The sequence below is a fragment of the Flagellimonas sp. HMM57 genome (genome assembly GCF_021390175.1).
GTDB lineage: Bacteria > Bacteroidota > Bacteroidia > Flavobacteriales > Flavobacteriaceae > Flagellimonas.
Genome location: NZ_CP090004.1, coordinates 2,522,660 through 2,538,474, shown reverse-complemented (window position 1 = coordinate 2,538,474; position 15,815 = coordinate 2,522,660). Strand labels below are relative to the sequence as shown.

Here is a 15,815-nt window from a genome sequence, read left to right as displayed (position 1 = left end):
AACACCTTGATTTCGTATCTTTAAGGAATAGTAAAAACGAAACATGAGTTACGAGTCCAATCCCATACTAGATAAGTTACCAAAGCATCTAAAACAGTTCATAAAACCACAGAACTATGAGGATTACTCTGCCATTGATCAAGCAGTATGGCGCTATGTTATGCGAAAAAACGTGGACTATTTAAGCAAAGTAGCCCATAAGTCTTACGTAGATGGCTTGCTAAAGACGGGCATATCCATTGACCATATCCCCAATATGTATGGGATGAATCGTATCTTGAAGGAAATTGGATGGGCAGCGGTCGCCGTTGATGGTTTTATACCACCCTCAGCATTCATGGAATTCCAGGCTTATAATGTGCTTGTCATTGCTTCGGATATACGACAATTGGAACATATTGAATACACTCCAGCGCCAGACATTATCCATGAAGGGGCCGGACATGCACCTATCATTGCCAACCCAGAATATGCGGAATATTTAAGGCGTTTTGGGGAAATTGGCAGTAAAGCAATATCCAGCGCAAAAGATTATGAACTCTACCAAGCGGTGAGACATCTTTCCATTATAAAAGAAGCTGCCGGAACGCCACAAGATGAAATAGACACTGCTGAAAAACATATTGAAGAACTTCAAGAGAACATGGGCAAACCCAGTGAAATGGCCCTCATACGCAACTTACACTGGTGGACTGTAGAGTATGGATTGATTGGCTCACCAGAAAATGCCAAAATTTATGGAGCTGGATTGCTATCATCTATTGGAGAAAGCAAATGGTGCATGCAAAACGATGTAACAAAAGAGCCTTATACCTTGGAAGCAGCCAATATGGCTTTTGATATCACAAAGCCGCAGCCCCAACTTTTTGTCACGCCTAATTTTGCACATTTAAGTCAGGTTTTGGAGGACTTTGCAAATACGATGGCCTTACGCACCGGTGGTCTTTCTGGAGTACAAAAACTGATTGACTCCAAAGCGCTCGGTAGCATAGAACTAAGCACAGGAATACAAATATCCGGACAGTTCAACTCAGTTATTGACCACAATGGAAAACCTATTTACCTACGAACCGTTGGCCCCACAGCACTATCTTATCGAGAAAAAGAGTTGGTAGGGCACGGCACAGAACAACATCCCGAAGGCTTTGGCTCCCCTGTCGGGAAGCTAAAAGGCATCAATCTTGCCATAGAAGATATGAGCCCACGTGACTTAAAAGCCTACAAGATCTATGAAGGAGAACAAATATCATTGGAATTTGAAGGAGGGGTCACCGTTGAGGGCACCATAGTTACAGGTACACGTAATCTTCAAGGAAAAATAATCTTGATAACGTTCAAGGATTGCAGGGTAATGCATGATGGAACGCTACTGTTCTTACCAGATTGGGGGTTGTACCATATGGCTATTGGCCAAGAAGTGGTTTCTGCATTTAACGGTCCTGCAGATTTGAACAGTTTCAACCTCATAACACACGAGCTTACAGAAACTACGATCAAGTCCAAAAAGAGTAAAGAAAGAGCACGATTGGAAGTTTATTACAAGCAGATAAGAGAGTTTAGAGAGGGCACGAATACCACCATTTCCCGTCACAAGGTGTTTCAGGAAATAAAAAAAGAATATCCTAACGATTGGTTATTACCTACGGAACTTTATGAGTTGGCCAAAAAAAGTAGTGATGAAGATTTCCAGAAAGAGATTATAGAGCACTTGGAAACCGTAAAACAACATAATCCTAAAGTGGGTCATTTGATTGATGACGGACTGAGCTTAGTCGACCATAGTTTTTCCCATAGCCTCTAATTGAGTTGAAGAATCAATTTGTTTTTGATTGTATACCAACTTCCAGCCCAAGGAATTTGTAAGCACATAGAGTTTTGAAAGTTCGCTGACCAGCCTGTTTTCGGCATTAGATTTTAACGAAGAGGTTTCAATCTTTTTTAGCAATGAAGATTTGACCGTATTTTTAATTTTGTTGTAATCATTCGCACTAAAAGGGTTCAGGTAATCTGCAGATACATCGTAGTATTCAAAATCAGGATTTATTTTTATCTCAGGTTCCGGAATGGACTTAATGTAAATCGTCTTTTCTGTCTCTTCTATTTCATAATCAACTTGGGAAAGGTCATATGCAATAGCAACCTCAGCATTCACTACGACCAAAGCTCTTTTATCGGCCGAAATGAGTGAACCGAACAGTGCTTTAGAATCTTTATAATTATAGACCTCGGCAAAATGACCCTCGGTAACGATAAGCTTGGAAACATTTTTCAATTCCTCTTGAATGAGCAACGAATTTTCTCTTAATATTGCCTTTTCCTCCCTATCGTCAGTACAGGATTTATAGATCAATACCGATGCCAGTGCGATCAATGCCCCAAACAGTACTTTTTTCATGTTTTAGAATTGAATGAAGGGATACTTTTCTTGAAGATAGACAATTTTAGCTTGAAGTGAAGCCGCAAACTTTTGATGTGCATTTGAATTGGGGTTAAAAGGTTTGTGCAATAATCCTTTTTGAACGGTTTCCACTTCTTCCATACTGGAATACGCTTCTTCAGCAATCCAAACCGATTTGAACTTTTCCCAAATGTAAGCTATCGCAAGTTGATTGGGATGCACCATATCCTTTTCATAAAAACGATAATCCCGTAGTTCGTCCATCATGATTTCATAAGAAGGGAAATAAGAAATAGTATGCCTTTCTTTTACGTAATGGAGTGCATTTACCAGATTTGCTTTACTTCTTTGGTTTTCAACAAAACCATCTTTTAGATGGCGAACAGGGGAAATCGTGAAAATTAATGTTGCTTTCTCATTGATGGATTGAATCAAATGAATCAATCGTTCCAAACAACCCTGAATAGTCTTGACCGACAACAATTCTTTTGAAAATTGTTTTTGCGGTACTTTATGGCAATTGGCAACAATGCTATCGCTTTCAGTATTCCGGTATACCCAAGCCGTACCCAAGGTTATGACGATGTGACTGGCCGCAGTTACCCGCTTTTTTGTTTGACGAAGTTTATCATTTAAATTTTGAAGTAATTCCTGTTTTGATAAAGCACTGCAATCGGAATGCGCATCAAAACACTTCCAGATTTCTTGATGCTCAAAAACCTCGTTCTCCTGATACATTTTATCATGTAGGGCACGCTCTATCAAATTTTCAATGGCAAGTGGATGAAACAGGATTCCAAAAGGATTTTGAACTTGCTGGAATTTATAATAGCTCAGTTTTTGACCTATATTTTCCACAAAACAGGAGCCCAGTAGTAATAATTTACTTTTATAATCAATTTGGGTTTTACCTTTTCCCAATGGAATTGTGGTCTGCAATTTCATTCAGATATATTACTTGCAATTATCTATGCTCTTTATCATTTCTCGATATTGATCTTCAAGCTGATTTTCCAATTGCACCATAAACTCAAGTACTCTTAGAAAATCCTGCATAGTTCCAGTTCTCAAAGCATCTGTTGCATTTTTGAGTTCAGTCTTTACCAAATCCTGAGTGTTGTACAATCCCTGAAGCTCATAGAGACAGTCGTATCCGAATTTATGGAATATACCTGTGGACTTAGCTACATCCCAAGCAATACTACTCAAATCCGTTATCTCAAGATTGACAAAGGCGTCGATTTCATATTTATTAAGTTTGTCATCTACAGGAATAGAATCAACACCCTTAATTTGCTCAGGATATCTATCCCAGAGTTCTTTCATATCCGAAGGGGTTAAAATCAACGCTTCATTACCGTTCTTCAAACTATCCATTTCAGTAAGAAAGGATGGAATTTTTTGGTTGAGGCTTCTATTCACGACCAACTCTTCCAGATTGGCTTCTAGCTCTACTTTTATCTTAGATAGTGCAACCTCCTTATCATTTTGAATTGCTTTCGAAGAATTCCAGTCATTGAACCAAATAGCCAAATTGATTCCCACAAAAATCAAGAATATTTCACCGAAGATATATTTCCAGTTAATCGTTTTTACTTTGAAAAACCGCATAACCCATAGAATTTCCTAAATCATTTCCTTAACACTATTTAGTGCGTCTTCAATTCCGGCCGGATTCTTACCCCCAGCGGTAGCAAAAAATGGCTGTCCGCCACCACCTCCCTGAATATGTTTTCCAAGTTCGCGGACAATGTTCCCCGCATGCATCTTTCTATTGGTCACCAATTCTTTGGAAATGTAACAGGATAACAACGCTTTTCCATCATTTTCGGCTGCGAGCAATAAAAACAGGTTATCGAACTGACCGCCCATTTCAAAGGCAAGGTCTTTAATTCCTGCTGCGTCCAACTCCACTTTTTTAGCCAAAAACCGAACACCATCAACTTCTTCCAATTCTGAAATTAAATCATTTTTAAGTCCTTTCGCCTTATCCTTCAAGAGTTGCTCCACTTGTTTCTTCAGAGTGGAATTCTCCTCTTGCAAACCTTCTACTGCTTTTACAGGATCTTGGGCATTGTTCAATAGGTCTTTGATTTCATAGAGCATTCTATTGTTCTTAAAGTAGAACTCTTTGACCGCATCCGAGGTTATCGCTTCAATTCTTCGAATGCCAGCTGCGACAGCCCCTTCAGATACTATTTTAAAATGCCAGATATCACCTGTATTTTTTACATGCGTTCCACCACATAGTTCAATGGACTGACCAAACTTAACGGTACGTACCGTGTCTCCATACTTTTCGCCAAAAAGTGCCATGGCTCCTTGCTCCATGGCTTCCTTCAATGGAATATTCCTATTCTCTTCAAATGGCAATTGTCCTTCAATACGGGCATTGACAAAATTCTCGACCGCACGCAGTTCCTCCACCTTCAACTTTGAGAAATGCGAAAAATCAAATCGTAAATATTTGGAATGTACGGCCGAACCCTTTTGTTCCACATGTGTTCCCAAAACTTCTCGCAAAGCTTGGTGCAATAAATGGGTCGCCGTATGGTTACTTGCTGTTCGCTCACGTTGCTTTTTATCTACACTGGCCTTGAATATGCTAGTGACAGCATTGGGAAGACTTTCTGAAAAGTGTACAATCTCATTATTTTCCCTTTTGGTGTCAATAACATAGATGATATCGCCATTAGGCGCTTCCAAATATCCTTTATCGCCTACCTGCCCACCTCCTTCGGGATAAAAAGGCGTTAGATTAAAGACCAATTGAAATTGCTCCCCATCTTTCTTACTGCTAATCTTTCTATATTTTACCAGCTTTACATCTGCTTCTAGACTATCATAACCGATGAATTCCTGCTCCGAGTCCTCCATTAAAACGGTCCAATCTTCCTTGGAGGTTTCCGAAGCGGCCCTAGAACGGTCTTTTTGGGCCTTTAAGGCTTTTTCAAAGCCTGCTTTATCCAACTGATACCCTTTTTCATCAAGAATCAGGGCCGTTAAATCGATAGGGAATCCAAACGTATCATAGAGTTCAAATGCCTTTTGGCCCTCTATGGTTTTAGTCTTTGAGGATTTTATGACCGAATTCAATAGTACCAATCCTTGTTCTAACGTACTCAAAAAAGAACTTTCTTCTTCCTTCACTACATTCTCAATCAACTGATACTGTTCTCGCAGTTCTGGAAAAGCTTTGCCCATGGTCTCCCCAAGCACCTTCACCAACCGGTAAATAAAAGGTTTGTTCGTGCCCAAAAATGTAAAACCATAGCGAATAGCCCTCCTTAAAATCCTGCGGATAACATAACCTGCACCAGAATTGCTTGGCAATTGTCCATCTGCTATTGAAAATGCTACGGCCCTAACATGATCAGCTACCACCCGTATGGCAATATCCGTCTCTTCATTCTTGCCGTATTTACGTCCGGTGATAGTTTCTATCTCACGGATCAATGGCGTAAAAACATCGGTATCGTAATTTGATGTGACCCCTTGCAACACCATACAAAGTCGCTCAAAGCCCATCCCTGTATCCACATGCTTTTCCGGGAGGCTTTCCAAACTTCCATTGGCCTTTCTGTTATACTGCATAAAGACCAAGTTCCAGATTTCCACAACTTGTGGATGATCTTGATTCACTAACGAAGCCCCAGATATTTCTGTTTTTTCTTCTTTGGGACGGATGTCCACATGAATCTCCGAACAAGGGCCACAAGGACCTTGGTCACCCATTTCCCAGAAATTATCTTTCTTGTTCCCCATAATGATTCTATCCTCGGGAACAATGGCCTTCCATAACGCAAAAGCTTCTTTGTCCATCTCCAAATTGTCAGTATCGTCACTGCCTTCAAAGACGGAAACATATAAACTGTCTTTGTCTATACCGTAGACTTCCGTCAACAGTTCCCAAGCCCACTGAATCGCCTCTTTTTTAAAATAATCGCCAAAACTCCAGTTCCCCAACATCTCGAACATGGTGTGGTGATAGGTATCTTTTCCCACCTCCTCCAAATCGTTGTGCTTACCACTGACCCGCAGGCATTTTTGACTGTCGGAAACACGCTTGGATTTAGGAACGGAATTCCCTAAAAAATACTCCTTAAACTGGTTCATTCCCGCATTGGTGAACATTAAAGTTGGGTCATCTTTCATAACCATTGGTGCGGAAGGAACTATTTTATGGTTTTTCCCTTTAAAAAAGTCTAAAAATTGAGTTCTAACTTCTTGGGATGTCATCGGAATTGCTAGGGTTTTATTAAATTTAACAGTTTAAGCAAAACAATTTTTATATTTGCTTGTTTTCATTAGAAAGAAAGCGCAAAAATAGGATAAAATCCCTTCATGTCTAAAGTTAAATACTATTACGACCCAGATACACTTTCATATAGAAAGATTGAACCTAAAAAGTCCAAGAAGTATCGCAATTTGTTTCTTTTCATAGTAGGAGCGGCTTTATTTGGATTTTTAGGGCTTGTCATACTATTGAACACTAGTCTTTTGAACACGCCTAAAGAGCTTTCTCTGGAACGTGAGGTGAACAATTATGAGCTTCAGTATGAAATCCTGATGAAGAAGATGGAGCAAATGGAGCAAGTGCTCGCCAATATTGAAGATAGGGACAACAATATATATCGATTGTATTTTGAAGCCAACCCTATACCGGAAGAACAACGAAAAGCAGGTTTTGGTGGTATCAATCGGTACAAATCCTTGGAAGGCTTCAATAATTCCGAAATTATAATCAACGCTACAGAGCGGTTGGATATCATTCAAAAGCAGATGGTAATTCAGTCCAAATCTTTGGATGAAATTGCCAAACTTGCCGAAGAAAAAGAAAAGTTATTGGCATCCATACCCGCCATTCAACCTGTACGTAATGAAGACTTAACCCGAATGGCTTCTGGTTACGGATGGCGTTCCGACCCTTTCACCAAGGCAAGAAAAATGCATTGGGGCATGGATTTTACCGCTCCCAGGGGCGTTCCCATCTATGCAACTGGAGATGGAACGATCAAACGTGCCGATAATGGCTCGTCCGGATACGGAAAACACATTAGGATAGATCATGGATATGGCTATATGTCACTGTATGCGCATTTGAGCAAATACAATGTTAGTAAAGGCCAAAAGGTAAAACGTGGCGATTTGATAGGTTTTGTTGGAAACACAGGACGCTCTGAAGCCCCCCACTTACATTACGAGGTCTTTAAAGACGGAGAGCGCATCAATCCCATTAATTTCTACTATGGCAGTTTAACGGCAGAAGAGTTTGAAAACATGCTCAAATTCGCCAACCAAGAAAACCAATCCCTGGATTAATGCATATAGACCTTCCCGAAAAACGATATTACGGCATTGGCGAAGTGGCAAAAGCATTCAATGTGAACACCTCTTTGATTCGGTTTTGGGAAAAAGAGTTTGATGTACTTCAACCAAAAAAAAATGCCAAGGGCAATAGAAAATTCACTCCACAGGATATCAAAAATTTACAGTTGATCTATCACTTGGTCAAAGAACGAGGCTTTACCCTTGAAGGCGCAAAAATTCATTTAAGGGAAGAAAAACAAAAAACGCTTTCTAATTTTGAGGTCGTACAAAAATTACAGAAAGTAAGAGCTGAGCTTTTAAAAATCAAGGAACAACTTTGAAAAGGTAGAAATACGAGGTCGGAAGCTAAAAATTCAAATAAAAGCGTAACAAAAAACACCAATAATACACTTATCTACTAACACTAAATAAACCAAAAAAATGAAAAAAGGCATCATTGCTGTAATCGTACTTGTTGTACTGGCAGTAATACTTGGCGGATGGTACGTGAGAACAAACAATATGCTTGTAGATATGAAAGGGGAAGCTACAAAACAATGGGCCAATGTGGAAAGTTCATATCAACGAAGAAGTGATTTAATCGGTAATCTCGTTAAGACCGTACAGGGAGCAGCAGATTTTGAAAGAGGAACTCTGAAAGATGTTATTGAAGCTAGGGCAAAAGCTACTTCTACTACCATTGACGCCAACAATATTACGCCAGAACAATTGGCACAGTTCCAACAAGCGCAAACAGGTCTTTCTTCTGCACTTTCCAGACTTTTGGTTACCGTAGAACGTTATCCAGATTTAAAGGCCAATCAAAACTTTTTGGAACTACAATCCCAATTGGAGGGCACTGAAAACCGTATCAATGTAGAACGTAATAGATTTAATGATTTGGCCGGTGAGTACAACATCACAATCGAAAAAATACCAACTAATTTTATTGCTAGCATAGCCAATTTCGACCCTCTTGCCTTGTTCAGTTCAAATCCAGGTGCTGAAAATGCTCCTGATGTAAACTTCGAATTTAATTGAACATGTCGCACGTAGAGGAGTTTTTAACCGCAGAAGAGGAACAGGAAATCATTGCGGCCATACAAGAAGCCGAGAAAAACACTTCGGGAGAAATACGGGTACACCTTGAAGCATCTGCAAAAATCGACCATTTTAGTAGGGCACAGCAAGTGTTCCACTTTCTTAAAATGGACAATACCAAAGAAGAAAACGGGGTATTGCTCTATGTAGCGGTAGATGATAGAAAATTTGTTATTTATGGTGATAGAGGTATTGACCGTGCTGTCCCCAAAGACTTCTGGAACTCCACCAAGGACATTATTGCCGAACATTTTAAAAAAGGTGCTTTTAAACAAGGTGTAGTAGAAGGCATACTAAGGGCCGGAAAGGAATTGGAAGAACACTTTCCTTGGGACCATAACGACACCAATGAACTCAGCGATGCGGTATCCAAAGGTTAGGCCTCCCATGGCCCCTCCAGATAAGGGGAATATTGTTTTTTCGTCTAGAGGAATTATATTGATTACTTTCTTTTTAGCACTTTTTACTTCTAATTGGGTACATGGGCAATTCGCTATTCCAGAAAAACCCAAAGAACAAACAAGCGTTTATGATTATATAAACCTATTGCCTACGGCACAAAGCAAAACTTTAGAACAAAAACTGATTCGGTATTCCGATAGTACATCTACTCAAATCGTTATTGCCATTATCAGCTCTACGGAAGGTGAGGATATCAACTATTTAGGAGCACAATGGGGACAAAAGTGGGGTATTGGTCAAGCCGACAAAGACAACGGGGTGCTTTTGCTTTTAGCAAAGGATGATCGTAAAATAGCTATCAATACTGGGTATGGCGTAGAAGGCAGTCTTACGGATTTTATGTCGAAAAGAATTATTGAATCCATAATTATCCCAGAGTTTAAAAAAGGGGATTATTATGGTGGACTCAATAAAGGGTCCGATGCAATTTTTCAAGTACTGAACGGAGAATTTAACGAAGATCACACTTTTGGAGATGAACAAGGGTTTTCATTAAAGGCAGTATTACCCTTTATTATTTTCATCATAATTCTCATTATTCTGTCTCGAAAAGGTCGTAACAACAGGGGTGGACCTGGAAACAAGAAAAAAGGATTGGACCTTTGGGACATCATAATTCTCAGCAATATGGGACGTGGAGGTTACCGCGGCTCATCGGGTGGAGGGTTTGGTAGTGGTGGATTCGGGTCTGGCGGAGGATTTGGCGGTGGCTTCGGTGGAGGCGGATTCGGAGGCGGAGGCGCTTCAGGAGGTTGGTGATTTTCAAAAAAACTGTGCCTTTGTAATAAAATCAAACTAATACATTTTTAAAAAATCTATCCCAAAATATTCTTAAAAAGAATCCGTTACAAATAGAGCAGCATAAATAAATGGAGTGCAAGCTCAATAACCCCATTTACCGTGTATTTCATATCTCTTTTTTAAAGTATTTTGGCTGTGCTTAATATACATTTAACTCTAAAGGTTTTCAAATGGGACGTTATTTCAGATTATTTTTAATTTCAATGTTGGTACTTATTGGTTCTTGCAAAAAGAAAACCGATAGCTCCTTGGATACCGATAACCTCTTCAAATTCAAGGATTATATAAGTTACCATACCAATGGGACCCAAAGTATATCGACCCCCATTAAAGTTGTACTTGCAAAACAGCTTGATCAATTTGAATTGACACAGGAACTGCCCTCGGAATATTTTAAGATCTCACCAAAAATAGAAGGTAAACTTGTCATCGAAAACGGAAGGGAACTTGTTTTTCAACCTTCGGAATACCTGGAACCTAATACGGAATATGCTGTAAGTGTGGCGTTAAACAAACTTTTTGATGCCATTGACCGCGACTTTAAGGAATACACCTTCAGCTTTAAGACCATAACCCCAAATTTTAAGATCAACCTTGGCAATCTACAATCCTACAGTAAAAATTGGCAATATCTAACAGGAACCCTAGAAGCTTCGGATATTTTAAATGCTTCCAAAATAAACAGCGTTCTTTCCGTAGCACAAGGCGATAAAAAGATTTCTGTAAAATGGGAAAATACAAAAGAAGATGCCCGCTATTTCACTTTTAAGATTGATAGCATTCCGCGCAAAACGGATGATAGCGAATTGGCAATTAGCTGGAACGGAGAAGCGTTGGGAACAGAAAATAAAGGCTCGGAGAATTATACCATACCCGGTCTAAACAAATTTATTGTTGTTGATGCCAAAACATCAACTGCCCCAAATGCTGCATTAACGCTTAACTTTTCCGATCCCTTAAAACAAAATCAAAACCTTAACGGGCTTGTCACTATTGAAGGCGCCCAAAGTTTACGATATGAAATCAATGGCAACGTTTTACAAGTATATCCCGCTAACCGAATTTTAGGGCAGGTACGTGTCAATGTTTTTGAAGGCATAAAAAGCGAATATGGCTACTCACTCAAAAAACCATTTTCTGAATTGGTTTCCTTTGAACAGTTAAAACCTTCCGTACGCTTAATCTCTAAAGGTACTATTCTCCCTAATGCCGCTTCCACGCCAATATATTTTGAGACGGTAAACCTTTCAGCAGTCGAAGTAAGGGTAATCCAGGTCTTTGAAAACAATATGTTGCAGTACCTTCAACACAATGATTTAACCCAGCGATATAACTCGGATATTAGAACTGTTGGTCGTAGGGTAGCTTACAAGGTAATTCCGTTAGTTGAAAATAAGGATGACGACACCAGTTCTTGGAAAGCTCACGCCCTAGACTTATCAAAGCTTATAAAAGTGAATCCCGGTTCTTTATACCGAATAGAATTCAGTTTTAAAAAAGAACATACTACTTACGGATGCGAAGGTTCTGGAAATTCAGAAGGCGATGAAGCAACCAATTCCATAGCCGAAGCGCAAAACCTTAGTGAAGAAGCCAGAGAAGAACGTTATTGGGACAACGAACTCTATTACTGGAGAGACAACAGTTATAATTGGGAAGAGCGTGATAATCCATGTCATAATGCTTTTTACAATTCAGATAGAATTGCATTCACTAATCTTTTAGGTAGTGATTTAGGGCTTATTGTCAAAAAAGGCAATAATCGTTCTTACCATTTTGCGGCAACGAATCTCGTGACCACTAATCCCGAAGCTGGTGCAACCATAAAACTATATAATTATCAGCAGCAGTTATTGTCCGAAGTAAAAACAGATGCTTCCGGATTTGGCATTTATGATGGAGATGCCAATGTTGCTTTCGCCATTGCCGAAAAAAACAACAATTTCGCTTACGCCAAACTTGCTGATGGTAATGCACTATCATTAAGCAAATTCGATGTTTCGGGACAAAAACTACAAAGCGGTCTTCAAGGATTCATGTATACCGAAAGAGGCGTGCATAGACCGGGCGATCCAATTCATCTCACCTTTGTATTGGATGATAAGGCCAATCCATTACCAGCTAAGCATCCGGTATCTATGGAGGTCACCGATGCTAGAGGAAAGCTTGTTCAAAGAAACGTGCTTAAAGAGGGAACTATTCCCGTAGCTGATGGACTGTATGCAAAAAAGGAAGGGAACTTTTACTATTTTCCCATTCCCACGAAAAGCACTTCACCAACAGGAACCTGGAATGCCAAGGTTATTGTAGGCGGAGCACAGTTCAATAAAAGTTTAAAAGTAGCTACCATAAAACCAAACCGTTTAAAGGTAAGTTTTGACTTTGAGGATGAAGTTTTAAAAGCAAATAGAAACAACAAAGGAAAAGCAGAAGTAAAATGGTTGCATGGTGCACCTGCACGTAATTTAAAAATTGACATCAATGCTAAACTGCAACAGGCCTCCAATGCATTTCCAAAACATAAAGGTTATATTTTTCAAGACCCGGTTCGTACGTTTAATGATACAGAACTCCAGTTTGTCAATTCAAAATTAAATGGGGAGGGCGTACTTAATATTGACCAAAAAATTACCGCAAATACCAATGCTCCCGGTATGCTACAAGCCACTTTCACTACTAAGGTTTTTGAAGGCGGTGGTGATTTCTCCATAGATGTTTTCTCCAAGAAACTTGCTCCTTTTTCACACTTTGTGGGATTACGCTCTCCAAAAGCAAAACGATATGGTTCGTTTTTAACGGATGAGGATACCACTTTTGATGTCATCTCCGTAGACGCAGATGGCAAAAAAGCAGCCAATCGCAAACTGAAAGTAAAAATCTTTGAGATAGCATGGCGTTGGTGGTGGAACAGAGGCTACGACAATCTCTCTCGCTACGAAAACGCTACCGTTCATAAACCCTTTAAAGAAATGACCGTAACTACCGGTGCAGACGGAAAAGCCAATTTTAAGGTGAACATTCCCGATGATGATGGAGGTCGTTATTTAGTTCGCGTTATCGATGAAGTATCGGGTCATGCCACCGGACGAACTGCATACTTCTATAGAAATTGGTGGAGAAGACCTGCATCTGGCGATACGGAAAGCTCAAAGATTCTAATTTTTTCCGCTGACAAGGAAAAATATACACTTGGCGATCAGGCAGTGGTCACATTTCCTTCGGATGTAGGAGGAAGAGCATTATTGAGTATCGAAAATGGCTCTGAGGTTTTATCGCAAAAATGGATTGAAACTTCTGCAAAAGAAACCAAAGCTACCATTCCGATTACAGCAGATATGGCCCCTAATGCCTATATCAACATATCACTGTTGCAGCCCCATGGTCAGGTAGCGAACGACCTGCCTATTCGATTGTACGGTATTGTGCCCTTACTAGTTGAAAACCCAGCGACTTTTCTAAAACCTGAGCTAGAAATGCCTGAAGTTTTAGCCCCCGAGAAGTCATATAAAGTGACCGTTTCAGAAAGCAACAAAAAACCGATGACGTATTCACTTGCGGTTGTGGATGAAGGGCTGTTAGACCTTACGCGCTTTAAAACCCCAGACATACATTCCTCTTTTTATGCCAGACAAGCATTGGGCGTGAAGACTTTTGACATCTTTGATGATGTCATGGGCGCCTACTCCATAAGTGTGGATAATATTTATGCCATTGGTGGTGGTGGAATTGGTGAGGGTGCCAAAAACAGGAAAGCACAACGTTTTAAACCCGTAGTAACATATCTAGGGCCGTTTACTTTAAAAGCTGGTGAAAAAACAACGCACACCATTGATATGCCCAATTATGTTGGTTCCGTTCGTACCATGGTGGTTGCGGGTAACAAAAACAGTGCGTACGGAAAAGCTGAAAAAGCAACTCCTGTGCGTAAACCATTAATGGTATTGACTTCGATACCTAGAAAACTATCGCCTGGGGAAACAGTTACTATTCCCGTTACTGTATTTGCCATGGAGAAAAAGGTGAAAAATGTAAAGGTTTCCATTGATGCTGGAAAAGCGCTTGAACCTATAGGGGCTACTACAAAGAACATCACTTTCAATTCGGTTGGAGAACAAATCGTGAATTTTGATTTTAAGGTAAATCCGAGCAAATCATTTCAGACCATAAAAGTAACGGTCTCTGGTAACGGAGAGCGTGCTAGCAATGAAACCGAGATCGATGTAGAAAACCCTAACCCCATTACCACAAAAAGTACCTTGTACACCGTAACGGAGAATCAATCACAGAGCATTTCTTTTGAAACTTTTGGAACGTCCGGAACAAATACGGCATTTATAGAGTTCTCAACACTGCCTCCTATGGATTTTTCAAAACGGATGAACTATTTATTACAGTATCCTCATGGCTGTGTGGAGCAAACCACTTCTGCTGCTTTTCCCCAATTATTTTTGACAGAGATACTGGATATTACTTTTGACAGAAAAAAGGAAATCGAGAAAAACATCAAAGCCGCCATTAAGAAGCTCAACGATTTCCAAGCGCCTAGTGGCGGATTAAGTTATTGGCCCGGTTACGGCTATGCTGACGATTGGGGAACTTCATATGCTGGACATTTTATGTTGGAGGCCAAACAGAAAGGGTATCAATTGCCATTGACATTTTTGAGCAATTGGTTACGCTACCAAAAGAATACTGCACGCCAATGGAGCAATCAACGTACAAGTTACAATACAGATATTGCACAAGCTTATAGGCTATACACCCTTGCCTTGGCACAACAACCAGAGCTTGCCGCCATGAACCGATTACGGGAAGCTAAAAATTTAAGTAACGAAGCCAAATGGCGTTTAGCTGCAGCTTACGCATTGGTAGGCAAGAAAGAAGTAGCCCAGCAATTGATACAGAAGGCGAACATCAATTTTCAGCCTAACTCCTATAACTATAGAACTTATGGCTCCGTTTTTAGGAATATGGCGATGGCATTGGAGACCATGGTAATCATTGGAGATGACCAACAACGGGAGTTGGCCATTTCATTGGCGAAAAAATTATCTTCACAAAGTTGGTACAGTACCCAAGAAACATCTTTTGCCCTTTTGGCCATGGCTAAGATGGTAGCAAAAAATGGCGGTAAATCCATTAATTTAACTTTTACCAATAATGGAAAGGAAATCACTGTGAAAACAGATAGAGCTATTGCACAACGAGGGCTTTCAATTACATCGTCGCAAAGTGAAATCACCGTTAATAATAAACAAGGGAACGTTATCTATGCTACCCTTACCCAAACAGGTAAATTACCTGTAGGTGAAGAGTTGGCACAACAACGAAACCTCTCCTTGTCGGTAAGATATCTAGATGCCGTTGGAAATTCCATTGATGTATCCAACCTTCGTCAAGGCACCGAGTTACAGGCCCAACTGACCGTTTTTAATAGTTCAAATGACTATATCGATAATCTGGCATTAACGCAAATTGTTCCAAGTGGGTGGGAAATCGTGAATACGTCATATGCAGGCGGAGGAGATTCAAATTCGAGCAAAGCGGAGTACATTGACACTAGGGATGATCGAACAAATTTCTATTTTGACCTTGGTTCAAAAAAATCCAAAACCTTTACGGTAAAGCTAAATGCTTCCTTTTTGGGAGATTATTATCTACCTGGATCACAGGTCGAAGCTATGTACGATGATAATAGATATGCCCGTAATAAGGGGCAATGGATAAAAGTGTCACAATAATG

Annotated in this window: 11 protein-coding genes; 7 read left to right on the top strand and 4 right to left on the bottom strand. The window is 40.0% G+C overall.

Annotated elements, in window-relative coordinates:
• Positions 1-43 precede the first annotated feature (43 nt).
• Complete coding sequence (locus LV716_RS11100) at positions 44-1,801, top strand: aromatic amino acid hydroxylase (protein WP_163417799.1); 1,758 nt, start codon at positions 44-46, stop codon at positions 1,799-1,801.
• Here LV716_RS11100 and LV716_RS11095 read toward each other — a convergent pair.
• From LV716_RS11095 to alaS, 4 genes are read right to left on the bottom strand one after another with little or no spacing between them, the layout of a single operon-like run.
• Positions 1,769-2,395 (bottom strand): DUF4230 domain-containing protein, encoded by a 627-nt coding sequence (locus LV716_RS11095; RefSeq protein WP_163417798.1) that lies wholly within the window; start codon positions 2,393-2,395, stop codon positions 1,769-1,771. The genes LV716_RS11100 and LV716_RS11095 overlap by 33 nt on opposite strands.
• A 3-nt stretch (positions 2,396-2,398) precedes the next feature.
• Positions 2,399-3,343, bottom strand: coding sequence for a GSCFA domain-containing protein (locus LV716_RS11090; protein WP_163417797.1), 945 nt, complete (start codon positions 3,341-3,343; stop codon positions 2,399-2,401).
• A 9-nt stretch (positions 3,344-3,352) separates the two neighbouring features.
• Entirely contained in the window at positions 3,353-4,009 is a 657-nt protein-coding gene (locus LV716_RS11085; RefSeq protein ID WP_163417796.1) for a hypothetical protein, read from the bottom strand.
• Positions 4,010-4,024: 15 nt separating this feature from the next.
• Positions 4,025-6,637 (bottom strand): alanine--tRNA ligase, encoded by a 2,613-nt coding sequence (alaS, locus tag LV716_RS11080; RefSeq protein ID WP_163417795.1) that lies wholly within the window; start codon positions 6,635-6,637, stop codon positions 4,025-4,027.
• 105 nt (positions 6,638-6,742) lie between these two features.
• Here alaS and LV716_RS11075 point away from each other — a divergent pair, with 105 nt between their 5' ends.
• From LV716_RS11075 to LV716_RS11050, 6 genes are all read left to right on the top strand, one after another.
• Positions 6,743-7,720, top strand: coding sequence for a M23 family metallopeptidase (locus LV716_RS11075; protein WP_163417794.1), 978 nt, complete (start codon positions 6,743-6,745; stop codon positions 7,718-7,720).
• Positions 7,720-8,049 (top strand): MerR family transcriptional regulator, encoded by a 330-nt coding sequence (locus LV716_RS11070; protein WP_163417793.1) that lies wholly within the window; start codon positions 7,720-7,722, stop codon positions 8,047-8,049. The genes LV716_RS11075 and LV716_RS11070 overlap by 1 nt, the downstream gene beginning before the upstream one ends.
• 100 nt (positions 8,050-8,149) lie before the next feature.
• On the top strand, positions 8,150-8,749 hold the full coding sequence (locus LV716_RS11065) for a LemA family protein (RefSeq protein ID WP_163417792.1): 600 nt from the start codon (positions 8,150-8,152) through the stop codon (positions 8,747-8,749).
• Positions 8,750-8,751: 2 nt separating this feature from the next.
• Positions 8,752-9,189, top strand: coding sequence for a TPM domain-containing protein (locus LV716_RS11060; protein ID WP_163417791.1), 438 nt, complete (start codon positions 8,752-8,754; stop codon positions 9,187-9,189).
• A 7-nt stretch (positions 9,190-9,196) separates the two neighbouring features.
• Positions 9,197-10,030 (top strand): TPM domain-containing protein, encoded by an 834-nt coding sequence (locus LV716_RS11055; RefSeq protein WP_163417928.1) that lies wholly within the window; start codon positions 9,197-9,199, stop codon positions 10,028-10,030.
• Positions 10,031-10,242: 212 nt separating this feature from the next.
• On the top strand, positions 10,243-15,813 hold the full coding sequence (locus LV716_RS11050) for an alpha-2-macroglobulin (RefSeq protein ID WP_163417790.1): 5,571 nt from the start codon (positions 10,243-10,245) through the stop codon (positions 15,811-15,813).
• The last annotated feature ends 2 nt before the right edge of the window (positions 15,814-15,815 follow it).

Excerpts from the sequence above, each read along its gene's own strand:
- LV716_RS11100 (WP_163417799.1), top strand. The coding sequence starts at position 44 with ATGAGTTACGAGTCCAATCCCATACTAGATAAGTTACCAAAGCATCTA.
- LV716_RS11065 (WP_163417792.1), top strand. The coding sequence starts at position 8,150 with ATGAAAAAAGGCATCATTGCTGTAATCGTACTTGTTGTACTGGCAGTA.
- LV716_RS11060 (WP_163417791.1), top strand. The coding sequence starts at position 8,752 with ATGTCGCACGTAGAGGAGTTTTTAACCGCAGAAGAGGAACAGGAAATC.
- LV716_RS11090 (WP_163417797.1), bottom strand. The coding sequence starts at position 3,343 with ATGAAATTGCAGACCACAATTCCATTGGGAAAAGGTAAAACCCAAATT.
- LV716_RS11085 (WP_163417796.1), bottom strand. The coding sequence starts at position 4,009 with ATGCGGTTTTTCAAAGTAAAAACGATTAACTGGAAATATATCTTCGGT.
- LV716_RS11095 (WP_163417798.1), bottom strand. The coding sequence starts at position 2,395 with ATGAAAAAAGTACTGTTTGGGGCATTGATCGCACTGGCATCGGTATTG.
- LV716_RS11070 (WP_163417793.1), top strand. The coding sequence starts at position 7,720 with ATGCATATAGACCTTCCCGAAAAACGATATTACGGCATTGGCGAAGTG.
- alaS (WP_163417795.1), bottom strand. The coding sequence starts at position 6,637 with ATGACATCCCAAGAAGTTAGAACTCAATTTTTAGACTTTTTTAAAGGG.
- LV716_RS11055 (WP_163417928.1), top strand. The coding sequence starts at position 9,197 with ATGGCCCCTCCAGATAAGGGGAATATTGTTTTTTCGTCTAGAGGAATT.
- LV716_RS11075 (WP_163417794.1), top strand. The coding sequence starts at position 6,743 with ATGTCTAAAGTTAAATACTATTACGACCCAGATACACTTTCATATAGA.
- LV716_RS11050 (WP_163417790.1), top strand. The coding sequence starts at position 10,243 with ATGGGACGTTATTTCAGATTATTTTTAATTTCAATGTTGGTACTTATT.